The organism is Streptomyces sp. NPDC000983 (assembly GCF_040299205.1).
Taxonomy (GTDB): domain Bacteria; phylum Actinomycetota; class Actinomycetes; order Streptomycetales; family Streptomycetaceae; genus Streptomyces.
In genome coordinates, this window is record NZ_JBEPBM010000036.1 from 1 (window position 1) to 21,687 (window position 21,687).

The 21,687-nt window shown below is 70.1% G+C and carries 22 protein-coding genes and 1 pseudogene; 14 read left to right on the plus strand and 9 right to left on the minus strand.

Going from position 1 to position 21,687, the window contains the following annotated elements; genetic code table 11:
- A partial coding sequence (locus ABT296_RS30445; RefSeq protein ID WP_351931897.1) for an RNA-guided endonuclease InsQ/TnpB family protein occupies nucleotides 1-795 on the plus strand: 795 nt, incomplete at its 5' end.
- Between the two features lie 192 nt (nucleotides 796-987).
- Nucleotides 988-1,164, plus strand: coding sequence for a hypothetical protein (locus tag ABT296_RS30450; RefSeq protein WP_351931898.1), 177 nt, complete (start codon nucleotides 988-990; stop codon nucleotides 1,162-1,164).
- A gap of 428 nt (nucleotides 1,165-1,592) precedes the next feature.
- Here the strand turns inward: ABT296_RS30450 and ABT296_RS30455 are convergent, their stop codons facing one another.
- From ABT296_RS30455 to ABT296_RS30465, 3 genes are read right to left on the minus strand one after another with little or no spacing between them, the layout of a single operon-like run.
- The gene (locus ABT296_RS30455) at nucleotides 1,593-2,255 is read right to left on the minus strand and encodes a response regulator (RefSeq protein ID WP_351931899.1); all 663 of its coding nucleotides are present in this window, start codon (nucleotides 2,253-2,255) and stop codon (nucleotides 1,593-1,595) included.
- Complete coding sequence (locus ABT296_RS30460; RefSeq protein WP_351931900.1) at nucleotides 2,230-3,162, minus strand: sensor histidine kinase; 933 nt, start codon at nucleotides 3,160-3,162, stop codon at nucleotides 2,230-2,232. The genes ABT296_RS30455 and ABT296_RS30460 overlap by 26 nt, the downstream gene beginning before the upstream one ends.
- Before the next feature lie 45 nt (nucleotides 3,163-3,207).
- Nucleotides 3,208-3,402 carry a hypothetical protein gene (locus ABT296_RS30465; RefSeq protein WP_351931902.1) on the minus strand — a complete coding sequence of 65 codons (195 nt, stop codon included), beginning with the start codon at nucleotides 3,400-3,402 and terminating at the stop codon, nucleotides 3,208-3,210.
- A 181-nt stretch (nucleotides 3,403-3,583) separates the two neighbouring features.
- Here ABT296_RS30465 and ABT296_RS30470 point away from each other — a divergent pair, with 181 nt between their 5' ends.
- Together ABT296_RS30470 and ABT296_RS30475 are read left to right on the plus strand one after the other, a co-directional pair.
- The gene (locus tag ABT296_RS30470; RefSeq protein WP_351931904.1) at nucleotides 3,584-5,857 is read left to right on the plus strand and encodes an MMPL family transporter; all 2,274 of its coding nucleotides are present in this window, start codon (nucleotides 3,584-3,586) and stop codon (nucleotides 5,855-5,857) included.
- A gap of 156 nt (nucleotides 5,858-6,013) precedes the next feature.
- A complete protein-coding gene (locus ABT296_RS30475) occupies nucleotides 6,014-6,139 on the plus strand; it encodes a hypothetical protein (protein WP_351931906.1) in 126 nt (41 codons plus the stop codon).
- Nucleotides 6,140-6,665: 526 nt separating this feature from the next.
- On the opposite strand, the gene ABT296_RS30480 is transcribed toward ABT296_RS30475, so the two are convergent.
- The 4 genes from ABT296_RS30480 to cutA all read right to left on the minus strand — a co-directional run bounded on the left by ABT296_RS30480 (nucleotide 6,666) and on the right by cutA (nucleotide 10,378).
- On the minus strand, nucleotides 6,666-7,772 hold the full coding sequence (locus tag ABT296_RS30480) for an RNA-guided endonuclease TnpB family protein (RefSeq protein WP_351931907.1): 1,107 nt from the start codon (nucleotides 7,770-7,772) through the stop codon (nucleotides 6,666-6,668).
- Nucleotides 7,769-8,350, minus strand: a complete 582-nt coding sequence (locus ABT296_RS30485) for an IS607 family transposase (RefSeq protein WP_351931909.1) — start codon at nucleotides 8,348-8,350, stop codon at nucleotides 7,769-7,771. The genes ABT296_RS30480 and ABT296_RS30485 overlap by 4 nt, the downstream gene beginning before the upstream one ends.
- Nucleotides 8,351-8,650: 300 nt before the next feature.
- A complete protein-coding gene (locus tag ABT296_RS30490; protein ID WP_351931911.1) occupies nucleotides 8,651-9,898 on the minus strand; it encodes an MFS transporter in 1,248 nt (415 codons plus the stop codon).
- 33 nt (nucleotides 9,899-9,931) lie between these two features.
- Entirely contained in the window at nucleotides 9,932-10,378 is a 447-nt protein-coding gene (gene cutA / locus ABT296_RS38765) for a divalent cation tolerance protein CutA (protein WP_502977361.1), read from the minus strand.
- Here cutA and ABT296_RS30500 point away from each other — a divergent pair.
- The gene (locus ABT296_RS30500; protein WP_351931913.1) at nucleotides 10,272-10,577 is read left to right on the plus strand and encodes a hypothetical protein; all 306 of its coding nucleotides are present in this window, start codon (nucleotides 10,272-10,274) and stop codon (nucleotides 10,575-10,577) included. The genes cutA and ABT296_RS30500 overlap by 107 nt on opposite strands.
- A 71-nt stretch (nucleotides 10,578-10,648) precedes the next feature.
- Here the strand turns inward: ABT296_RS30500 and ABT296_RS30505 are convergent, their stop codons facing one another.
- A complete protein-coding gene (locus ABT296_RS30505) occupies nucleotides 10,649-11,032 on the minus strand; it encodes a DUF6233 domain-containing protein (RefSeq protein ID WP_351931915.1) in 384 nt (127 codons plus the stop codon).
- On the opposite strand from ABT296_RS30505, the gene ABT296_RS30510 reads away from it, so the two are divergent.
- From ABT296_RS30510 to ABT296_RS30520, 3 genes are all read left to right on the plus strand, one after another.
- Nucleotides 10,936-11,262, plus strand: coding sequence for a hypothetical protein (locus ABT296_RS30510; RefSeq protein ID WP_351932028.1), 327 nt, complete (start codon nucleotides 10,936-10,938; stop codon nucleotides 11,260-11,262). The genes ABT296_RS30505 and ABT296_RS30510 overlap by 97 nt on opposite strands.
- A 564-nt stretch (nucleotides 11,263-11,826) precedes the next feature.
- Nucleotides 11,827-12,522 (plus strand): hypothetical protein, encoded by a 696-nt coding sequence (locus ABT296_RS30515; protein ID WP_351931917.1) that lies wholly within the window; start codon nucleotides 11,827-11,829, stop codon nucleotides 12,520-12,522.
- On the plus strand, nucleotides 12,522-13,271 hold the full coding sequence (locus tag ABT296_RS30520) for a hypothetical protein (protein WP_351931919.1): 750 nt from the start codon (nucleotides 12,522-12,524) through the stop codon (nucleotides 13,269-13,271). Before ABT296_RS30515 ends, ABT296_RS30520 begins: the two co-directional genes overlap by 1 nt.
- A gap of 284 nt (nucleotides 13,272-13,555) precedes the next feature.
- Here the strand turns inward: ABT296_RS30520 and ABT296_RS30525 are convergent.
- A pseudogene (locus ABT296_RS30525) lies at nucleotides 13,556-13,844 on the minus strand (transposase); the annotation flags it as partial.
- Between the two features lie 604 nt (nucleotides 13,845-14,448).
- On the opposite strand from ABT296_RS30525, the gene ABT296_RS30530 reads away from it, so the two are divergent.
- The 6 genes from ABT296_RS30530 to ABT296_RS30555 all read left to right on the plus strand — a co-directional run bounded on the left by ABT296_RS30530 (nucleotide 14,449) and on the right by ABT296_RS30555 (nucleotide 21,288).
- Nucleotides 14,449-15,810: a bifunctional o-acetylhomoserine/o-acetylserine sulfhydrylase gene (locus ABT296_RS30530; RefSeq protein WP_351931923.1), complete on the plus strand. Its 1,362-nt coding sequence runs from the start codon at nucleotides 14,449-14,451 to the stop codon at nucleotides 15,808-15,810.
- Nucleotides 15,807-16,979, plus strand: a complete 1,173-nt coding sequence (gene metX, locus ABT296_RS30535; RefSeq protein WP_351932017.1) for a homoserine O-acetyltransferase MetX — start codon at nucleotides 15,807-15,809, stop codon at nucleotides 16,977-16,979. Before ABT296_RS30530 ends, metX begins: the two co-directional genes overlap by 4 nt.
- Before the next feature lie 635 nt (nucleotides 16,980-17,614).
- Nucleotides 17,615-18,436 carry an ABC transporter permease gene (locus tag ABT296_RS30540; protein ID WP_502977362.1) on the plus strand — a complete coding sequence of 274 codons (822 nt, stop codon included), beginning with the start codon at nucleotides 17,615-17,617 and terminating at the stop codon, nucleotides 18,434-18,436.
- A gap of 52 nt (nucleotides 18,437-18,488) precedes the next feature.
- The gene (locus ABT296_RS30545; protein ID WP_351931927.1) at nucleotides 18,489-19,541 is read left to right on the plus strand and encodes a taurine ABC transporter substrate-binding protein; all 1,053 of its coding nucleotides are present in this window, start codon (nucleotides 18,489-18,491) and stop codon (nucleotides 19,539-19,541) included.
- Nucleotides 19,528-20,355, plus strand: a complete 828-nt coding sequence (locus ABT296_RS30550) for an ABC transporter ATP-binding protein (protein ID WP_351931929.1) — start codon at nucleotides 19,528-19,530, stop codon at nucleotides 20,353-20,355. The genes ABT296_RS30545 and ABT296_RS30550 overlap by 14 nt, the downstream gene beginning before the upstream one ends.
- Nucleotides 20,356-20,397: 42 nt before the next feature.
- Nucleotides 20,398-21,288 carry a TauD/TfdA dioxygenase family protein gene (locus ABT296_RS30555; protein WP_351931931.1) on the plus strand — a complete coding sequence of 297 codons (891 nt, stop codon included), beginning with the start codon at nucleotides 20,398-20,400 and terminating at the stop codon, nucleotides 21,286-21,288.
- The last annotated feature ends 399 nt before the right edge of the window (nucleotides 21,289-21,687 follow it).

Consider the following 21,687-nt stretch of genomic DNA (forward strand, 5'->3'; position numbering starts at 1 on the left):
CTGCCCTCCATCCCGTCGTCGGTGACGGTGGTCAGGGATGCTGCGGGCCGCTACTTCGCGAGTTTCGTGGTGGACGTCGAACCCGAACCGCTGCCCGCGGTGGAGGAGGAGGTGGGTATCGACCTGGGGCTGACGCACTACGCCGTGCTGTCGGATGGGCAGGTGATCGACAATCCCCGCTTCCTGCGGCAGGCCGAGCGCCGGCTGCGGAAGGCGCAGCAGGTTTTGAGCCGGAAGACGAAGGGGTCGAAGAACCGGGCGAAGGCCCGGCTGAAGGTCGCCCGTGCGCATGCGCGGGTGGCCGATGCGCGCAGGGACTGGTGCCACCAGCAGGCTTGGAGGCTGATCCGCGACAACCAAGCGGTCTACCTCGAGGACCTGGCGGTCTCCGGTCTCGCCCGCACCCGCCTGGCCAAGTCCGTGCACGATGCCGCGTGGGGCATGTTCCGCCGGGTGCTTGAGGAGAAGGCGGCCCGCTACGGCCGGCACGTCGGCGTGGTCTCCCGCTGGCTGCCGTCCTCGCAGACGTGCTCGGTGTGCTGGATGGTGGACGGGCGGAAGCCGCTGCACGTACGCGTCTGGCGGTGCGGGGGCTGCGGGACTGAGCATGATCGTGACCTCAATGCGTCGCGTGTGATCCTCGCCGCCGGGCAGGCGGAGAGGCTGAACGCCCCTGGAGGGCCGGTCAGTCCCGGAGTGGAAACCCCACACCGGGCACGGCCCGTTGAACGGGGAACCCACCCGAAGGCCCCGCCGGTCACCACCGGCAGCCAGGCGGGATTCCCCGTCCTTTAGGACGAGGAGGATGTCAAAACTGGCCAGGATGGCTGTGCAGTTGCCGCCCAGCGGTCCGCTGGCGACCCCGTACATGGACCTGGGCGCCCATGGCCGCTTCCATTGATGAGTGTCCGGGCTGTGTGTCGCTGCGCCGACGGGGCATTCGCACGGGACACGGGCGAGAAGCCCCGACCCGAAGGGATGCAGCCTATGTTGGCCATCGTCTCCGCAGTGCTGTTCTTCATCGCCTTTCTGATCAACGCTGCTGACATATCCACCAACGATGCGTTCAGCTCGACGAATGTGATGCTTCTTGGGCTGACGGTGCTCGCTCTGCACCTCGGTGGAATCGGCAGCGGCTGGTCGCGTGGCGGCCGCAGACGCTGACCGCGCCCGGCCGGTCAGGCCGGTGCCCGCGAGGCCCGCGCGCGTCCCGGTGGGCAGCGGGCCGCCGGGCGGGGCGCCATCGCGGCGTCCCGCCCTCGACCGGGTCGCGCGGACTCGGGCGGCTGTCCGGGTGTCGTCGTCACGATCTCGATGCTGGTGGCGTCGCGCCCTGCCGAACTCTGCTCACATGGAGTCGGAAGTCATAGCCGCGTTGATAGCCGCACCAGCCGTCCCCTTCTGGAAGGCCCCGAGCGTCGTACAGGGATCGCTGACGACATCGTGCAGATGGCGGGGTGTCTCGACATCCGCACGCCGAGAACGTCGAGTTGGCTTATGAGGTCGACGTTGTTCGACACCTCGAAGCGTGAGGCGGTACCGCCCCGCTGTCCCCGGGGACGAACCGCGACCGCGATCAGCGAACGCCGAGCTTATGTGTGGGGGGCGATGCGGTGTGTTTGGTAGGCCCATATAGCGATTTCGACGCGGTTGCGGGCGCCGAGTTTGGCCATGAGGCTGGCGAGGTGGGTTTTGACGGTGCTGAGGCTGATGTGGAGTGTGTCGGCGATCTCGGTGTTGGTGTGTCCGTGGGCGACGGCGAGGAGGACTTGTTCCTCGCGGGCGGTGACGGGGGAGAGGGGCTGGGCCGGGGGCCGGCCGGCGGGGAGGTCGGCGAATACTTGGAGGAGACGGACGGTGACGCTGGGCGCGATGAGCGCTTCACCGTCGGCTGCGGACCGTATGGCCTGGGCGAGGAGGTCTGGTCCGGTGTCCTTGAGGAGGAATCCGCGGGCGCCGGCGCGCAGTGCGCCGTAGACGTACTCGTCGAGGTCGAACGTGGTGATGACGACCACGGCGAGCGGGTCGGTGACGCCGGGGCCGGCCAGGAGCCGGGTGGCCGCGAGGCCGTCGGTCACGGGCATGCGGATGTCGAACAGGCAGACATCGGGGCGTAGTTCGCGGGCCAGCTGTACCGCTTGCCGTCCGTCGGTCGCTTCACCGACGACCTCGATGTCGGGCTGGGCGTTGAGCATGATCCGCAGTCCGGTGCGGATGATGGCCTGGTCGTCAGCGACGAGGACGCGGATGGGCACCGCTCGCGCTCCTTCCTCTGGGCAGTTCGGCTTCCACATGCCAGCCCTGGCCGGGTCCGGGTCCGGCTTGCAGTGTCCCGCCGAGCAGGGTGGCGCGTTCGCGCAGTCCGGTCAGTCCGTATCCGTCACGGCCCCGGCCGGTGGGGTGGCCGTTGTCGTGCACGCTTACCCGGACCGTGTGCTGTTGAGCGGTGACTCTGACGACGACGTCGGTCGCGTTGACGGCGTGGCGCATGGCGTTGGTGACCGACTCCTGCACGATGCGGTAGACGGCGGCGTCCACGGCCGGGGGCAGCGTGTCCAGTTCGCCGTCGAGCCTGAGGTCGACGGCGAGGCGGCCGCCCGGGCTGCGCGCCAGGCGCTTAAGGTCCGCGACGCCGGCGGGCGGCGCGAGTTCGGCGCCGGTCTCGCGGTTGCGCAGTGCGGCGACCATGGCGCGCATGTCCTCCAGTGTGCGGGCGCCTTCCTCCTCGACCGCGTCCAGTGCCTGTACGGCGGCGGAGGGGTCGGTGGCGGCGAGGACCCGGCCGGCCTGGGCGGTGATCACGATGGCCGACACATGGTGGGCGACCGTGTCGTGGAGTTCCCTGGCGAGCTGTTCGCGTTCGCGGGAACGTACCTGTTCCAGCTGCCGTTCGCGGGCGGTCTTCCACAACCGCACGGCGGCCCCGATCACGCCGGGCAGCCACAGGAAGACGAAGCCCCCGACCTGTTCGGCGGCCGGGGTCCGGTCCGCGGCGGCGGCCAGCGCGAAGGCCGTGAGGATCACCGCGGTGCCCAGGACGATCTCGCGTCCTGACCCCCACCTGGTCAGCGCGTACACGAGCACGAGCACGATGGAGCCGGTGTTCAGGCCGACCGCCTCACGCGGTGCGGCGGCCAGCGAGGCCAACTGGAGCAGGATCACCGAGCCGAACGCCAGTGCGACCGTCGCCAGGGGGTGGGTGCGGCGCTACAGAGACAGCAGGCACAGCCATACGGCGAACACCACCGCCACCGGCCGCCACACGACGTTCTCGCGCCAGACGGCCTCCAGCACCACACCGGTAAGGCCTACGGCGAGCAGCGCCCAGTCCCGCCGCACCCGGGCGGGCGCGCCGGGCGGGCGGGGTTCGCTCCACAGGCTTCGCAGGTCCTCTCGCAGCACGCTCTACAGCGTAGGCACCCCGGGGTGGCGCGCATCGGCCGAAAGGACGGGGCGTCCCCCCGACTTGGGGCCGACCGATCCGCAGCCTCGGGGCCGATGCCGCGCCACCGCCGTAGCGGCGAACCTCGGCTTCGGCGGGCTGTTGCAAGGACGGCCGCCGTCGAGGTGGTTGGAGGACCCGATGCTCTCGAAAGCCCTGTTGCGCCTGGGCACAGGCGCCGCCCGCCATCCCTGGCGGGTGATCGCGGCATGGCTGGTCGCCGCCACGCTCGCCGTCCTCGCCGCGGTCGCCTTCGGCGGGCGGACGGCGGACTCGATGACCGCTCCCGGGCTGGACTCCCAGCGGGCCGCGGAACTGATCGAGCGGGCCGGCACCGGCCAGGAGGGGATGACCGCCCACCTGGTCGTCACCCCCCTCGACGGCGGTGCGACGTTCTTCGGCGACGCCGGCGCGCGTACCGCTCTCACCCGGCTGCAGAGTGAGGTGGAGCGGCTGCCGCACGTACTCGGCGCCGGCGATGCGGCCGCGGCACTCGACGCGGGCGGCGACACCGCCGTGCGCAGCGGGCTCGTCTCGGCCGACGGGCGGATCGCGGTCGTGCGGGTGCAGTACCCCGACCAGAGCCGGCTGTCGGCGAAAGACCTCGACGCCCTCGTCGAACTCGGCGACCGGCTCCGCGCCGAGCTGCCCCTGCGCATCGAGATGGGCGGGAACCTCTTCTACGCCTTCTCCGAGGCCGACGGCGGCGCGAGCGAGCTGATCGGCCTCCTCGCCGCGGCCGTACTGCTGTTCCTGGCGTTCGGTTCACTCGTCGCCGCAGCCCTGCCGATCGCCATGGCGGTCTTCGGGCTGACCGTCGGGGTCGCCACGATGACGCTGCTGGCGGGGGTCACCGAGGTGCCCACCTTCGCCCCTGTCCTGGGCAGCATGGTCGGCCTCGGAGTGGGCATCGACTACGCGCTGTTCGTCCTCGCCAGGCACCGGGAGTACCTCGCGCACGGGCTCGATCCGTGGCAGGCGGCGGGACGGGCGGTGGCCAGGGCGGGCAGGCCCGTCGTCTTCGCCGGCGGCATCGTCGTCGTGTCGATCCTCGGCCTGGCGGTCGCGAACGTGCCGTTCATGACGATGGGCGCAATCGCCGTCTCGATCGTCGTCCTCATCATGGTGGCCGCGTCGGTGACGCTCCTGCCGGCCTTCCTCGGCGCCGCCGGCCCACGCCTGGCCCGCCCCGGCCGGATCGCTCGGCTCGGCCGGGCCCGGCAGACCGGGAAGCCGCGCAGCCGCGCACAGCGGCGGGACCCGGCGGAGGGTGCGGCCCACTCCGCCGGCTGGCAGCGCTGGATCGCACACGTCAGCCGGCACCCGGCACCGTACGCGGCAGGCGCCGCGGGCCTGCTGCTCGCCGCGGCACTGCCCGTCCTCGGCCTGCGTGTCGGCCTGCCCGACGACGGCTCACTGCCCCACACCCGCACCGAGCGCCGCGCCTACGACCTCATCGCCGAAGGGTTCGGCCCGGGCATCAACGGCCCCCTCGTCATCGCCGCAGACCCCAACGGTGACCCGGGCATGCTGGACCGGCTCGCCGCAACGCTCGCGGCGGACCCGGGCATCGCATCCCTCGCACCGACACACACCGACCGCGCCACCGGCATCGCCACGCTCGTGGTCTTCCCCACCACCAGCCCCCAGGACAAGGCCACCGCCGACACCATCACCCGCCTGCGGACCAGCGTGCTGCCCGCGGCGATCGGCCACGGCCCGGCCAGAGCCCACGTCGGCGGCGCCGCCGCGAGCCTGTCCGACGTGGGCCAACGCACCAGCCAACGCCTGCCGCTGCTCGTCGCCACCGTCCTGGCGATGTCGTTCCTGCTGCTGATGGGGATCTTCCGCTCGATCCTCGTCCCCCTCAAGGCGGTACTGCTGAACCTGCTGAGCATCGGCGCGGCCTACGGCATCATGGTCGCCGTCTTCCAGTGGGGCTGGGCAGGCGAACTCATCGGGCTGGAGGCGACGGTTCCGATCGTGTCGTTCATCCCGATGTTCCTCCTCGCGATCCTGTTCGGCCTGTCGATGGACTACGAGGTGTTCCTCCTCTCCCGCGTACGGGAGGAGTACCTGCGCACCGGTGACAACGGCACGGCGATCGTCGAGGGCATCGCGGGCACCGCCCGGATCATCACCTCGGCCGCCCTCATCATGGTGGCGGTCTTCCTGTCCTTCGCCGTCGCCGACGACCCCTCCACCAAAATGTTCGGCCTCGGCCTCGCCACCGCCATCTTCATCGACGCCACGGTCGTACGCATGGTGCTGGTCCCGGCGACCATGACACTCCTCGGCCCGGCCAACTGGTGGCTGCCGAACTGGCTGGACCGGATCCTTCCCCGCAGCCCGGCCCCCACCCACGACACCGACACCCGACCCACGGATACGGCTCCCGTACCCACGACCGGCTGACCGCCGAACCCAACTCCCGCCCGCCCCTTGGCTTCTGGCATCCCAGCGTGCCTCCCGGGGGCGTACCGAGCCGTGATCACCGGATGGTCCGGCGAGTTGCTTGAACCAGATCACCGAGACGCGTGGGTGCAGGCCCGTGGTGGGGTTCAGGGTTGGGTGACCCTGCTCTGGACCTCCGGTGCGGTCGAAAGCCGCGTCAAGCGGATCAAGATGCTCAAGCGCCAGATGTTCGGCCGCGCAGGCTTTCGCCTTCGACGGATACGTGTCCTGCCGTCGGGCTGATCTCGAGACTCGACGGCCGATCGTGAGGGCTCTTCGAGACCGCTGTACTCAACAGCCGGATGTCGTACTCGGTCCAGCAGTCGGAGATCTCGATGCCCACCTCGCTGTTGCAGCGGGCGCACAGCAAGTTCGGTCCGTTGAGCCCATCCCGCCGGCAACACCCGTACAGCCGGGACGAGTCCGTGTGGGGCCGCAGCAGCACACCATCCAGCGGGTGGATCACCCAGGCGGCCATCGGACCAACGGGACCGTACGGATCTGGGTCACAGGAAAAGGAACCGACGCGCACAGTCGACAAGCCGTACGTGTAGTGCTCCCGGCGCCTCACGGATGGCAGCGGCGTCCACTCGCATTGCTCCAGCGGGGCCGACAAGGGAGCAGAAGGCGGCAGCGGTTTGCTGCTCGTACCGCGCCGGACGCGGGTGGGCGGGTGGGAACCGGGTCTTGTCCGCCGTTGCCGAGACCGTAGTCAGATCTCAGCATCCCGGGCATTTCGGCCCGGGAGGTCCGTCACATCACCAGAGCGTCAGGGGCTCGGCTTGAGGACGGTCTCTCGCTTCTTCCTGCCGCTGGTGCGGCAGGGTCGCGCCACCGGCCCGCCCCGCCTCCGCCTTGTGGCGGGGGCGGGTGGTGCGGGTCTTACGGTCGGCTCCACGAGGCTTCGACACCGCCGGGGCGGTGTCCTGGTCTCCGGCCACTCCGGCACCAGTCGTGCAGGCTGCCGCGCGCGGAGGTTCGCCACCCGGTGGTGGACGCGGTTGCGGTGGGTGTTGGCCTTCTCCCACCGCTTCGACGGCTTGCGGCCGGTCCTGCGGTCCGGGCCCTGGCGGCGGGAGACGACACGGGACGTGCGGCGCAGCTGCCTCAGCGCCGCGTCCAGATGCCTCGGGTTGTCGACGGTGCGGATCTCGCCGATGCTGTCGGCCATCACGGCGAGGGTCTTGATCCCGAGGTCGATGCCGACAGCCGCCCCGGGGCGTGCCACGCGGACCAGGTCGCGTTTCACCTCGGCCTGGAAGGCCACGAACCAGCGCCCGCGCTCGTGGCGGACGGTCGCGGACAGGATCCGCGCCGAACCGGCCTGGACGCGGGCGAGGAGCTTCACGGTGGGCTCGTGGGTGCGGATCGTGCCCAGGCGGGGCAGGGTGACGTGCCGGCCATCACGCTCGACGCGGATCGTGCCGGTGGTGAACCGGCAGGCCAGACGTGCCTTCCGCTTCGACTTGAACCGCGGCGCACCCATGCGGGCGCCTTTGCGCTTGCCCTGCTTGGACTTCGCGTAGTTGTCGAACGCGGCTGCCGCGCCTGCCAGGCCGGTGGAGTACGCCTCCTTGGAGTTCTCCTCCCACCAGGAGGCGAACCGCGGATCGGTGTGCTTGGCCTGGTTGAACGCCTTGCGGAGTGCGGGCAGCGACCACGGCCGCCACTCCGTCAGACCAGCGGCAGGGACGCCGTAGGACTCCTCGGCCTTGCGCTGCCACCACGAGGCGGTCACCCAGCCGACGGCCCAGTTGTACGCGGCCCGCGCGGCACCGCAGTGCGAGTGCAGCGCAGCCTCCTGGGCGGCGTTCGGGTCCAGCGCGAACCGGAACGCCTGCACCACGAACCCGGGCTGCGCCTGGAACTTCTTCACCTGGCGTCCTCGTCCTCGGCGGTCGCCACGGCCACCGCGCGGGCGGCCCGGTTCTTCGCCGCGCGCCGCCCGTACAGGCGGGCACACATCGACGTCAGGACCTCGGTGATGTCGCGCACCAGGTCGTCGGTGGTCTCGGTGGGGTCGAGGACGACCAGGCGCCGACCGGACGCGGACAGCGCGGCCTCCAGGTGCCCGACACCGAACCGGGCCAGCCGGTCACGGTGCTCGACCACGATCACCGCGGCGGACGGGTCGGACAGCAGCCGGTGCAGCTTGCGCCGCCGCCCGTTCAGCCCCGACCCGACCTCGGCCACGACCTCCGCGACCAGCAGGCCCACCCCGTTCGCACCGGCCGTCACCCGGGCCGTCTGCCGCTCCAGGTCCGCTTTCTGGTCGGCGGACGACACACGGCAGTACGCCACCACCCGGCCGGCCGGCTCGGCAGCGGCCTCATCGACCAGCCATGTGCCTGACGGCGCCTGGCGGACGGGAACGGGCATCTTGCCGCTCTTCACCCACCGCCAGGCGGTCTGGTAGCTCACGCCCTGCTGACTCGCCCACTCCGAAAGCTTCACACCCCGAAACCATCCGAGATACGTGACTAGAGGTGACCATGAATGACTAGGAAATCTGTCGCAGCTTTCACCCCCCGGCTCGAACTGCGTGCAGGGCGCCCGCTGCCCTGGCGTGATGTCGAGTGCCGGCGGACGGCACTTGCTGTCGGACGGGCCTTGGTGGTCAGCGCGCCACGAGACCGGCCGAGAGTCTCGTCCCGGACAGGAAGGTGCGGACGGCGCGTGCGCCTCGCCTCCTGGCTGTGCTGGTTCGGCCTGAAACACCGTCTACCTGGGGCTGTTTGCGCGTCCGTGTCAGGCTCAGCCGGGCACAGTGTCCTGGGAAGTGCGCAGCGGTTCTGCTGTCTTCGGTGTCAGGGCGCGGATGGACGGGGTGGCGACCATGGTGAGGGTGGCGAGGAGAATGAGCGCGGCTGCTGTGTAGAGGGTGGCATCGAGGCCGAGCAGGAGTACGGCGGGCCCGGTGGCGAACTGGGCGAGCGGGAGCGCCAGGTAGGAGCCGAGGTCGTCGTAGGCGTAGACGCGGGCAAGGCGTTCCTCGGGGATCTGTTCGTTGAGGGTCGAGTACCAGGCGACACCGGCCTGCTCGGCGCCCACGCCTGCCACGAAGTTGGCCACGACCAGCGCCCAGGTGTGCGGGGCGAGCGCGAGGAGCAGCGGGGTCGTCGCCGTCAGGCCCATCAGCGCGCAGCCGACGAGAATCGCGCGCCGGGGCTGCCAGCGCAGGGACAGTATGCCTCCGGCGACCGCGCCGAATGAGGAGGCGGCGACGGCCAGGCCCCAGCCGGTACGGCCGATCGCGGTGGTGTCGGCGACGGCCGGCCCCAGGACGGTGAACGAGGCGGTGAGTCCGGCGTTGAGGAAGCAGAAGGCCACCACGATCACCCACACCCAGGTGCGGGAGGTGAACTCCTTCCAGCCGACGCGCAGTTCATGCACCACTCCGGGGCTGGGTGCGGGCGGCGCGGCCTGGACACGGACCAGCGCGAAAAACGTGGCGGCGAGCGCGAAGGTGAGCGCGTCGACTGCCAGGCCCCAGCCGGGGCCGATGGCCGCGACCAGTACGCCGCCCAGCGAGGCCCCCAGGATCGTTGCGCTGCTGCCCGCGATCCGGGAGAGCGCGAGGGCACTGCGCCGGGACTCGGCCGGCACGGTCTGGGGCAACAGGGCCTGGGCTGCGGGCTGATAGCAGGAACTGGACGCCCCGTTGACCGCGGCAAGCAGCATGAGCAGGGGGATGCCGACGTTGTGGGTGAGGACCAGGGCGGCGACCACCGCCTGGCTCACGGCACTGACGACGCTGCTGCCCACCAGCAGCGGGCCGCGCGGAAGCCGGTCCGCCAGCACCCCGCCGTACAGGAGGAAGACGATGCCGGTGAGGGAGCGGGCGCCGACCACCAGCCCGAGCGAGCCGACCGAGCCGGTGGCGTCCAGCACGGCGAAGGCCAGGGCGATCGGCGCCACCCCGTTGCCGAGCAGGTTGGCCGTCGTACCGATGGTCAGGTGACGGAACGGGCGGTAGCGCATGGGCGCCAGGGCGGCAGGCATGCGCCTGATCGTCGGGACTGGGCGGTGCGCCCGTCAACGGGTTATATACGGGGCGGGTGGCTGCCTCGCGCTCGGTCCGCAGGTGCGGCATTCCTGGGCGGTCTCGATGGCGTCGTTCCAGCGGTACACCGCGGTGAACGGCTGGTTGATATGGGTGCAAGCGGCCGGCCGGCCCTCGACCGCACCACGGGCGAGGGCCTTCGCCTGCTCCCAATCGTCGATTGCCGTCCACGATCCACAACCGCCTTCGGCGCCACATGAGTGCGCTCGTACGGCGGGGGCGGAGCGTGCACGTGACCCGAGGTCGCTCCGGCCTGCCGCTGTCGTCGGCCTGCTTGAACTCGGCGTGCCCTCGGGGCGGTAGCCTGCGGGTATGTCGGTCAACATCAATCTGCACTTCACCGTCTCGCAGCTCACGGACGTGGCACAGGCCGAGGCGGTCGCCGGATCGATCGGTGAGCTGCTCCGCGACGAGGGCATCGAAGACCAGGTCAGTTACGGCGCGGTCTGCGACAGCGGCGTCCATTACGTGACGGGTGAATCGCAGTTCCCGCTCATCATCACTGGCTTCGGCCGCTGGCAGCCGCAGTTCGAGACTTCGTTCGCGAGTGCGGTGGCCGAGGCTGCTCCGGCGGCGAAGGGGGTTGTCGAGTGGGGTTATCCGGACGAGGAACTCTGAACGATCTCGCGCGCTGACGGGTTGCGGCCGCGCACCTTCCCGCTGCCCGTCAGGCGCACAGGCCCGTCCTGTCACGGTGCCCAACCGGTTTCCCCTTGGGGGCAACGGGAGCGCTGTGGCAGGCCTTGGCCGAGGATGCCCAGCTGGGTGTCGGGTTGGTCGTGGGCGCATGCCCGCAGTCCTGCCGCGAGCAGTCGGCGGGCTTCGTCGCGGCTGACGGCTCGCCTTCGCCTTCCTGTGAAGTGGCAGTCGCCGGCGTGGACTTCGGCGGGTGGCTGGATGGCTGGAGCCGATGCCGAGTGAGCACCGCGACTTCGGTCGAGCCGGTGTGCTGGGGTGACCTGACATGCTTCGGGGCATGGAGCCCCGGAAGAGTCCCGAGCAGAATCCTCTGCGCCTGGCTCAGGTCTGTCCTGATCTGGTTGGCGAGATAGTTGCCCTGCTGCGCGACTCACTTCCGGGAGACCCGATCGCGGACTTGATCCCGAGCCTTCCCTTTCACGGGATCTGGCGCAACTACGTGTTGACCGCTCCACAGGGGACGCCATCGCCATGGGTCATCCAGCTGGAGCGTGAACAGGAGACGGTGTTCCTGCTGGGTGTTGATCCGACTCGGTCTGTAGTCACATGGGTTGATGTGGTGGACGGACGAGATCCATCTGCTGCGTTGCTGCGTCGGCCCTGACTGACATGTCTGGGCTTCGTTCCTCCGTCGCTAACGGGTTGAACGGCTGTAGGCCTCACCGGTCGCGCGGGATTTGGGTTGCGTCCAGGGAACCGGTACACCACTTCCCTGGACGCAACCTGGGGTTGCGGTGCTGCCACGCATATTCAACCGCCGGTCCGTGCATGCCCGTTCCCCACACATGCCAGGATGACGGCGGCATAATGGACAGCTCCGCACGACGGCCGGGAGGTGATCAGGATGGTGCAGTATCCGGGGATGGGCCGTGCGAGTGCGGCCGAGCATGACGCGCACTGCAAGAGCCACCTGTGCTGCCGCTGCCAGACTCGGCCGTGGGAGACCCACGTCGGCAACGAACGCTTGTGCGGCCTGTGTGCGAAGTGCTGCCGGGACTGCGGCCGGCACCCCGCCTCACACCTGGACGGCCTTCCGCACGGGCTGTGCGCGCGCTGCCGGGGCGAGTGCCGGCGCTGCGGGGCACATCTGTCGTCCGCCGATCTGAACGCCGACCGGGCTGAGTGCTCCTCCTGTGTGCGGCCGCTCACCCGGCCCGGACGGGATCCGGTGGCCTTCGTCCTCGGGCGGATGCCCCGGCCGCTGATGGACGCCATGCACGGCCGTGTGCCCGCCGCCGTGTACCAGACCGTGGTGGCCGAGTTGCAGCGCCGCACGCCGCAACAGATGACCGACCGCGTCGAGCGACGCTGGTATCGGCGGTGGGCGCACGCCCTGCGGGAACGTGGCGAAGACGGCACCCAGGCGCGGTGGGGCACCGACGAGATCGCGCTGCAGCTCGTGGCCCCGGCCTCCTGCCCGGTACCGGACTGCGAGGACGGCGTGCTGCTGAGCTCGGAGCAGGTATGTGCCCACTGTCAGCAGCCCGAGCACCGTTTCGTGGCCGGCACCGCCGACGGCCCCTCCAGCCAGCAGACCCGCAGTGCCGCACTGGCATCGATGCGGGCAGCCGTCATGGCCAGCCCTCACCGCACGGCTGCCGGAGCCCAGCAGCGCGCCGCACAGGCCCGCCCCGCCAGTGCGGCTTCGATGGATCGCGCGCTTGAGGAGGCCCGAGCGCGACTGGCGGACCCGCATGCGCCGCGTCTGACCGAGCCGGAGCCGCGGACCGAAACGGCTGCGACCGACAGCGTGATTCTCGCTGCCCGCGAACAGCGGATCGCCGAAGAACAAGACCCCGTACGTCAGGCCGCGCTGGCGCGGGCGCGCGCCGACCGTGCCAGCCGACCGCACAAAGGACGCTGATGTCACTGCTGCCCTTGCAGAGCACCACCGGTGAGCCGGCCAAGGCCGCCGACGAGGACGCGGACGCCCTGTTTGCCCAGGCCCGTCACCTCGCCCAGCAGGGCCAGCACGCTGCTGCCACGGCATACGCGGCACTCGCCACCGCTGCCTTCACCGCACGGGCCGCAGCCGCGGCCGCGCCGCTTCCCATCCACCCCGGGGACCACGAGCCCGCGCGCACCCCGTGGTGTGAGGCCTGCCGGGCCCCGAACAGTCGGCTCACCCCGGAGGGTAAGCCCTGCCCGCGCTGCAATACCGACCGCCTGCGCGCTCTGCGCTGCCGCTACTGCGGCGTCTACCTGGAGAAGCGCCCCGTACACGGCCCCGACGAGCCGTGGCGCTGGACTGACGACTACAACAGCCTCAGTTGCCCCAAAGCACCACACCCCCTCGACGAGCCAGGCACCCCCAGGCCCGAGCAGGATGTGTGGCCGGAGGTCCGCTGGGGCGTCTTCTTCGAACAATGGCACCGCTCCTACGGCACCGAAGCCGTTACCGCAGGTCAGCTCAGCCGGGACCCGGACCTCAAGCCCTACCTGCCCCGCACCACGTACGGCGACTTCCACCCGGCCCACCTGGAGCACTGGCTCCAGGAACGGACCGGCACCACCTGCGCCGGCTTCCTCGTCACGGAGGCCCATCGGGCGCCTCCAGGTGATGACGCCCGGCGCTGGTCCATCACCCTGGAGCAGACCACCGCCGACGTCTGATCTTGATCGTTAACCTCGCTGCTGCTTCTGGTGGACGTGTTCGGCAAGGGCTGCGAGGGTGATGATCAGCCAGGTCCACAGGTCGGCCGTGTGCGGATCGCGGACCCTGGGGGCGGTGAAGCCCAGGGTCTTGAGGGGCCTTGCGTTTTCCGGACAGTGAGGGGCGTTGCGTTTTTCGGACACGCGCCTGGCCGTCTATTTCACGCGGCGATTCGCACCTTCTCATCATCGGCATGTACTTCACATGGAGGTCGGTAACCCACCGCCGAGTGGGAGCGTGTGCGACCGGTGTCGTCGACGATCAACGCCTCCGTCCCGATCGCGTCCTGCATCCGCCAGGCCAGCCGGGCCCGCACATGTGCCGGACCCCACGGGCTGGAGGTGATGAACTGCGCCGGGTCCTGCCGGTGGCCGTCCTCATCCAGGCGGGCCGCCATCGGCTCCACCGACTTGCGCCGCCCGTCCAGTAGCAGCCTGCGCACACGCCTGACCCCACCGCGGCTGATCAGCATGGAAGAACCCGTCGAACAACTCCGCCGCAAACGCCTCCAGGCACTGCCGGACCGATGCCATCCCCTCAGGTGTCATACCGCTCCAACGAGCCCGCGGTCCCCTGATGGCGGCCGAGCAGCATCAGGGTGCGGAGCTGGGTGGGGACGGTGACGAACGCAGAGTGGTGGGCCAGGCGTTCATCCGTGCTGCGAGGGGTTCGCCGGGCTGGGGCAGGGTGGGACGGAGGTGAGGAGTCGGATCGCGAGTCGGGGAACGGCTATCAGCAACAGGCCTTGTGGAACTGGTCGATGCGGCGGCTCACCCGGAACGGGTCGAGCACACCGTGTGCCCTTGGCCACCGGTTTGCATGGTCGAATCGCAGCAGAGCCGAGAATGCGAGTACACCGAGCCCAGGAGGTCGGACGTCGCTGTGGTGCTGGTGCGTCCCTGCCTCCGTGTGGTTTCCTGACTCCATGACCGTGCTCGTGACCCGCCGCCACGTCGATTACGTGCGTGTCACCACCACGGCCTGTTCCGCCGTGAGCTGACTCCTCCTCCGGCCGACCCTTTCCCACCGCATCGCGCTGACCGCTGCCCTTGTTCGGGCGCGGGTTGTCAGCCTGCGGTTCCTTCCCGCTCCCCGTTCCGCACCCAGGCATCGCCGTACCCGCACCCAGGGAGAACCATGAGCCAGCCCATCGACTCCGTCACCGCAGGCCACACCGCCGAGGACGAGCCCGCCGGGCGCGACACCTCGGCGTGGTCCTTCGAGACCAAGCAGATCCACGCCGGTGCCGCGCCGGATCCGACGACCGGTGCCCGGGCGACGCCGATCTACCAGACGACGTCGTTCGTGTTCCGGGACACGCAGCACGCGGCCGACCTGTTCTCGCTGGCCGAGCCCGGGAACATCTACACCCGGATCCACAACCCCACCCAGGACGTCTTCGAACAGCGGATCGCCGCCCTGGAGGGCGGTGTGGCGGCGGTGGCGCTGTCCTCCGGGCAGGCCGCGGAGACGCTGGCGATCCTGACGCTGGCGAGCTCCGGGGACCACATCGTCTCCAGCGCGTCGTTGTACGGCGGCACGTACAACCTGTTCCGGCACACGCTGCCGAAGCTCGGTATCGAGGTGTCCTTCGTGGACGACCCGGACGACTTCGAAGCCTGGCGGGCGGCTGTCCGGCCGAACACCAAGGCACTGTTCGCGGAGACGCTGGGCAATCCCCGCGGCAACGTGCTGGATGTGCGGGCGGTCGCGGATGTCGCCCATGACGCCGGTGTGCCGCTCATCGTGGACAACACCGTCCCGACCCCCTACCTCCTGCGACCCATCGAGCACGGCGCGGACATCGTCGTGCACTCGGCGACCAAGTTCCTCGGCGGGCACGGCACCACCATCGCCGGTGTCGTCGTCGACGGCGGCACCTTCGACTTCGGGGCCCATCCCGACCGGTTCCCCGACTTCACCGAGCCCGACCCGAGCTACCACGGCCTCCAGTACTGGCCGGCACTCGGCCCGGGCGCCTTCGCGATCAAGCTCCGGGTCCAGCTGCTCCGCGACCTGGGACCGGCGCTCTCGCCGCACTCGGCGTTCCTGCTGCTCCAAGGCGTGGAGACGCTCAGCCTGCGCATCGAACGGCACTCCGCGAACGCCCAGGCGCTGGCCGAGTGGCTGGAGGGGCGCGACGAGGTCGCCGCCGTCCATTACCCGGGGCTGGAGTCCAGCCGCTGGTACGAGACGGGACAGAAGTACTTGCCGCGCGGGGCCGGTGCGGTGTTGGCCTTCGAGCTCCGGGACGGTGTCGAGGCGGGCAAGCGGTTCGTGGACGCCGTCGAGCTGTTCAGCCATCTCGCCAACATCGGTGACGTACGCAGTCTCATCATCCACCCGGCGTCCACCACTCACAGCCAGCTGGACGCGGAACAGCTGGCGGCGACCGGCGCCTCCCCCGGGCTGGTGCGTCTCTCGGTCGGTATCGAGAGCCTCGCCGATCTCAAGGCGGACCTCGAGGCCGGGTTCCGGGCGGCGAAGGGCGCGTCCTGAACACCGCACTGACGCCTTCTGAAGTCCCCCTCCCGCCGGCCTCCGGGGCCTGGCGGGAGGGGGATCCGCCCGGGCGACGCCAGTGGTACGTCCATGAGCAACCGCTGCCGTTGGAGGCCGGCGATGAACTCGGCGACGTACAGCTGGCGTTCGAGACATGGGGGCGTCTCAGGTCGGACCGGCGCAACGCGGTGCTGGTGCTGCACGCCCTCACCGGTGACAGCCATGCGGCGGGCGTCGCCGAGCCCGGTCACCCCACGCCCGGATGGTGGGACGGGCTCATCGGTCCCGGACGCGCGCTGGACACGGAGCGCTTCTTCGTCGTCGCACCGAATGTGCTCGGCGGCTGTCAGGGCAGTACCGGCCCGTCCTCGTTCAGGAGGTCCGGGCGGCCCTGGGGCGGAGACTTCCCCTTTCTGACGCAGCGCGACCAGGTCGCGGCCGAGGCCGGCCTGGCGGACGCTCTGGGCATCGAGCGCTGGGCACTCGTAGTGGGCGGGTCGATGGGCGGGATGCGGGCGCTGGAGTGGGCGGTGTCGTACCCGGAGCGGGTGGACGCGCTGCTGCTGCTCGCCACGACCGCCGCGGCCAGCGCCGAGCAGATCGCCTGGGCCGACGTTCAGCTGCATGCCATCCGCTCCGATCCGCACTGGCACGGCGGGCACTACCACCACACCGGCTCAGGGCCCCGTGCCGGCCTCGGACAGGCCCGGAGGATCGCCCATGTGACGTATCGCAGTGAACCTGAACTCCAGGCACGGTTCGGCCGCTTGCCGCAGGGCGCCGAGGATCCCTGGCGCGGCGGGCGGTACCAGGTCGGCTCCTACCTCGACCATCACTCGGACAAGCTCGTGCGGCGCTTCGACGCGGGCAGCTACGTCGTGCTGTCAGAGGCCATGAACAGCCATGACGTCGGCCGTGGCCGTGGCGGCCTGCGTGCGGCGCTGAATCGAGTGCGTGCCCGGACACTCGTGGCGGCGGTGGATTCCGACCGTCTCTACCCGCCCTCGCAGCAGGCGGAGTTGGCGGCCGGAATCGCTTCGGCAGACGAGTTGCGGGTGATCGAATCGCCTTACGGCCACGACGGCTTCCTCATCGAGACCGAGCAGGTCCAAGCGCTCGTACGTGAACTCCTTGGAACGGGTCCCGTGTTGCCGCCGCCGGAGTGACCGCCTCACTGCCCGCTTGTGCGGCGGGGCGTGTCATGTGGCGGGGCGTAGCGTCTGCCACGGTGGGCCCGTGCCTCTGCGTCTCCTCGGCCCCGGGTCGTCACAGGGCCCTGGTGCAGACGACCATCGGCCGGCCGGGGCCGCCTTGTCCTGCTCCACGCGCGCGCGTTGGTGGAGGTCATCGACGTCGGCGACCTCGATCGGCACGGGGCGATCATGGCGCTCGTGCGCTACGTCAGGGGTGTCCGTTCGCATCGCGGCGACGCGTTTCAGGAAGTGGACGGGTATTGGCCCTGAGCTGCGGGTGCTGTAGAAATGGGCCTCATGAATTCCGAGCTCTTGGTGCGACGCCTGGTCATCGACCTGTGCCGACGCCCGGGCTCGTGTTGTTGCTGATCTGACTTCTCCACTCTGACGCACCCTGCCGTGCGGTGATCCCACCCGCATCAGGCGTTCCCGCGTCCCCGCGCACGCCGCGCTCCTCCCCTTCTTCGTTCGCCATCACCCTCGCTCGGGGCACCTGCCGCCGTTGTCGGTCGACATCGGCTGCTCGCGTCCCCGGCGTCCCTGGAGGACCCCTCCCCGTGTCCACAACACCCGCAGTTCCTCAATCCCTTGACGCGGCATCAGCAACTGTGTCCCGTCGGCCTCGCGCGTCGGTCGGCGGCACCCGCAAACGCCTGCGTCACCTCGCGCTGCCGGTGGGATCGCTCCTGCTCTTCCTGGTGCTCTGGCAGCTGCTGGCGGCGAGCGGTACGTGGAGCGAGATGCTCGTCCCCTCGCCGGCGAAGGTGTGGGACGCGTTCGTCGCCGTCTCGACCACGCAGGACGGCGTACGCGGCTACAACGGCACCACGCTCGTCGAGCACCTCGGCATCAGCCTGCGTCGCATCGCGCTCGGTGCGGGCATCGGCATTGCCGCCGGAGTGGTCTTCGGGCTGCTCATGGGCACCGTCGGCTGGGTGCGGTCCCTGTTCGAACCCTGGATCACGTTCCTGCGGACGCTGCCGCCGCTGGCGTACTTCTCGCTGCTCATCATCTGGCTGGGCATCAACGAGGAGCCCAAGGTCACGCTGCTGGCCGTGGCCGCGTTCCCGCCGGTGGCGGTGTCGACCACCGCCGCCGTGGCGGCCGTGCCGAAGAGCCTGATCGAGGCTGCTCGCGCACTCGGCGCGTCACGGTGGGACGTCGTCAGGGACGTCGTCGTCCCGTCCGCCCTGCCGGAGACACTCACCGGCGTTCGGCTCGCCGTGGGAGTGGCCTACTCCTCCCTGGTCGCAGCCGAGTTGGTGAACGGCCTGCCGGGCATCGGCGGCATGGTCAAGGACGCCGCCAACTACAACAACACCCCTGTGGTCGTCGTCGGCATCATCGCCATCGGCGTCTCCGGCCTGATCATCGACGGCCTGCTGCTGCGCCTGGAGCGCACGGTCGTGCCCTGGCGCGGCCGCGCATAGACCTCTGCCTCCCTCCGCACCGATGCCCCCTTCACACAGAAACGGATACGCCATGTCCCGTGTCCCTCAAGGTCCCTCCCGCCGCCTCCTCCTCGCCGGCGCACTGGCCTCCGTGTCCGCCGCCGTCACGGGATGCTCCTCGGACAGCGCGGCGTCGTCGTCCGACACCTCCAAGCGGCTGCGCATCGGCTACTTCGCCTTCCCCAGCGGGGACTTGCTGGTGAAGAACAGAAAGCTGCTGCAGAAGGCACTGCCGGGATACGAGATCACCTGGATCAAGTTCGACTCCGGTGCCAGCGTCAACCAGGCCTTCCTCGGCAAGTCCCTCGACATCGCAGCGCTCGGCTCCAGCCCGTTCGCCCGCGGGGTGTCCGGCAGCTCGCCCATCCCCTACAAGGTCGCCTGGATCCTCGATGTCGCCGGCGAGAACGAGAGCCTCGTGGCGCGCAAGGACACCGGCATCACCGACGTCGCCGGGCTCAAGGGCAAGAAGATAGCCACCCCCTTCGCCTCCACCTCGCACTACAGCCTGCTGGCGGCCTTGGAGGCGGCCGGTCTTACGCCGTCCGACGTCGAGCTCATCGACCTTCAGCCGCAGCCGATCCTCGCCGCATGGCAGCGCGGCGACATCGATGCCGCCTACGTCTGGCTGCCCACCCTGGACGAGCTGCGCAAGAGCGGCACCCAGCTGACCAGCAGCAAGGAGATCGGCGCGGCGGGCAAGCCGACCCTCGATCTCGCCGTCGTATCGGACGCCCTCATCGCCCGGGCCCCCGAGGCGATCGAGGCCTGGCGCAAGGTGCAGGCCGAGGCGCTGCGCCTGCTCAAGTCCGATCCGGACGGGGCGGTCAAGGCCGTCGCGGCCGAGCTCGGCATCAGCGCGGCAGATGCCGAGGCGCAGCTCTCGCAAGGCGTGTTCCTCACCCCGGAACAGGTGGTCTCCGCCGACTGGCTGGGCACCGACGACAAGCCGGGCGAGCTGCTCACGTACGTCACGAACACCGGCCGCTTCCTCGCCGACCAGAAGCAGATCGACGCCGCGCCCTCCGAGGACGACGTCCGCAAGGCGTTCTACCTCGAAGGGCTGGCCGATGTCCTCAAGTGAGATCACTGCGGCCAAGAAGACCGTGGCCGCGGTGGACGCGGCACTTACCGGCGCCGTCCACCTCGACCAGGTCACCCACCGGTACGGCCGGGGTGGCGAGGCGTTCACCGCTGTCGGACCGGTGGACCTGACCGTGCCGGCCGGGGAGTTCGTCGTCCTGGTGGGTGCCTCCGGCTGCGGCAAGAGCACACTGCTGCGGCTGATCGCCGGCTTCGAGCGGCCCACACAGGGCTCGGTAAGGGTGTCCGGCGCCCAGCCGCGACCGGGTGACACGGCAGGTGTGGTGTTTCAGACCCCGCGGCTGTTCCCGTGGCGGACCGTACGGGGCAACATCGACCTCGCCCTGCGGTACGCCCGCGTCGATCGCGCCCAATGGCCCGAGCGTCGCGCGGAGTTGCTGGCCCGCGTCGGCCTGGAGGGCACCGAGAAGCGGCGTACCTGGGAGATCTCCGGCGGTCAGCAGCAGCGCGTCGCCATCGCCCGGGCACTCGCCGCCGAGAGCCCGCTGATCCTGCTCGACGAACCGTTCGCGGCGCTCGACGCGCTGACCCGGGAACGGCTCCAGGAGGACATCCGCCTGGTGGCCGAAAGGACCGGCCGGACCACGGTTTTCGTCACGCACTCGGCGGACGAGGCGGTGTTCCTCGGCTCCCGCATCGTGGTGCTGACCAAGAGCCCCGGGACCGTGGCCCTGGATCTGCCGATCACCCTGCCGCGCGGCGACATCGATGCCGAAGAGCTGCGCAGTTCCCGCGAGTTCGCCGAACTGCGCGCGCAGGTGTCCCACGCCGTCAAGTCCGCCGCCGCGGCCTGAGCCACGGCTCCCAGCCTCACGACCCCCAGAAGGGACACACTCATGAGCATCCTCAGTGACCGGACGCCCATCGCGCCGGTGCTTCCCGTGGTCGAACTCGGCCCCCATTTCGGTGCCGAGATCCACGGCATCGACCTCGCCCGGGTCGACGACGACCAGGTCCTCGCACTGCGCGAGGCACTCGTGGCGTACAAGGTGCTGTTCGTGCGCGGTCAGCACGGTCTCGACGACGCCGCGCAGATCGAGTTCGGCAGACGCCTGGGCGAGGTCACCGTCGGGCATCCGGTGCACGACTCCGGTGACGTGGCGCCCGAGGTCTACTCGCTGGACAGCCAGGACAACGGGTTCGCCGACGTGTGGCACACCGATGTGACGTTCGTCGAGCGACCACCCGCCATCTCCGTCCTGCGGGCCGTGGTGCTGCCACCCAACGGCGGCGACACCAACTGGGCTGACAGCCAGCTCGCCTACGAGTCGCTGTCACCGGGGCTGCGCGACTACGTCGACACGCTCACGGCGGTCCACGACGGCTCCCGCGAGTTCGGCTACTACCTCGCGCAGCGCAGACAGGGCCGGGGCAACCTGTGGGAGGGCGAGGTGTTCACCCAACTGACCCCGGTGGAGCACCCGGTGGTGCGTGTACACCCCGAGAGCGGCCGCAAGGGCCTGTTCGTGAACCCCGGCTTCACCTCGCACATCGTGGGCGTCTCGGAGCACGAGAGCCGAGGCATTCTCGACATCCTGTACGCCCACCTCACCAAGCCCGAGCACGTCGTACGGCATCGCTGGCAACCGGGCGACGTCGCCCTGTGGGACAACCGAAGCACCGCCCACTACGCGAACCGCGACTACGGCGACCGGCACCGCGTGATGCACCGCATCACCCTGAGAGGGGACACGCCGGTCGGCCCCGCCGCCACCACGCACCGCTGACCGCGGATGCGGGACCCGGTGTGAATGCGCGCGGCGATGGCACTGGTTGGGCGTCAGCCCGGACGGGATGGGTGTTGCCCGCTCATGTCAGGTGGCCGTAGCGATCACGGCTGTCGCGAGGTGACCGAGCTGCGACCGTCAGGTGCCCATGGGGAGGAGGATCGGCCGCCAATCGCGTACCTGTGCACACGGGCTCGGGCCTACGTCAGTGTGGGCGCGATGTGCTGGGCTCGTGTAAGCAGGTTGGTTTCCTTCATAGTTGGTCAGACTTACGGCATGCGCGCACGGCTGGTCGACTGGTCCGCAAGCGCCTGGGCGATCATGTCCAGGCGTCCTGTGTCAGCGTGGCGACGATGCTTCTTCTGACGCCGCTGACCGTGAGTACGACCGCCGTTGGCT

Excerpts from the sequence above, each read along its gene's own strand:
- ABT296_RS30450 (WP_351931898.1), top strand. The coding sequence starts at position 988 with ATGTTGGCCATCGTCTCCGCAGTGCTGTTCTTCATCGCCTTTCTGATC.
- ABT296_RS30470 (WP_351931904.1), top strand. The coding sequence starts at position 3,584 with ATGCTCTCGAAAGCCCTGTTGCGCCTGGGCACAGGCGCCGCCCGCCAT.
- ABT296_RS30490 (WP_351931911.1), bottom strand. The coding sequence starts at position 9,898 with ATGCCTGCCGCCCTGGCGCCCATGCGCTACCGCCCGTTCCGTCACCTG.
- ABT296_RS30500 (WP_351931913.1), top strand. The coding sequence starts at position 10,272 with ATGTCGGTCAACATCAATCTGCACTTCACCGTCTCGCAGCTCACGGAC.
- cutA (WP_502977361.1), bottom strand. The coding sequence starts at position 10,378 with ATGCCCTCGTCGCGGAGCAGCTCACCGATCGATCCGGCGACCGCCTCG.
- ABT296_RS30510 (WP_351932028.1), top strand. The coding sequence starts at position 10,936 with ATGGAGCCCCGGAAGAGTCCCGAGCAGAATCCTCTGCGCCTGGCTCAG.
- ABT296_RS30520 (WP_351931919.1), top strand. The coding sequence starts at position 12,522 with ATGTCACTGCTGCCCTTGCAGAGCACCACCGGTGAGCCGGCCAAGGCC.
- ABT296_RS30530 (WP_351931923.1), top strand. The coding sequence starts at position 14,449 with ATGAGCCAGCCCATCGACTCCGTCACCGCAGGCCACACCGCCGAGGAC.
- ABT296_RS30545 (WP_351931927.1), top strand. The coding sequence starts at position 18,489 with ATGTCCCGTGTCCCTCAAGGTCCCTCCCGCCGCCTCCTCCTCGCCGGC.
- ABT296_RS30550 (WP_351931929.1), top strand. The coding sequence starts at position 19,528 with ATGTCCTCAAGTGAGATCACTGCGGCCAAGAAGACCGTGGCCGCGGTG.
- ABT296_RS30555 (WP_351931931.1), top strand. The coding sequence starts at position 20,398 with ATGAGCATCCTCAGTGACCGGACGCCCATCGCGCCGGTGCTTCCCGTG.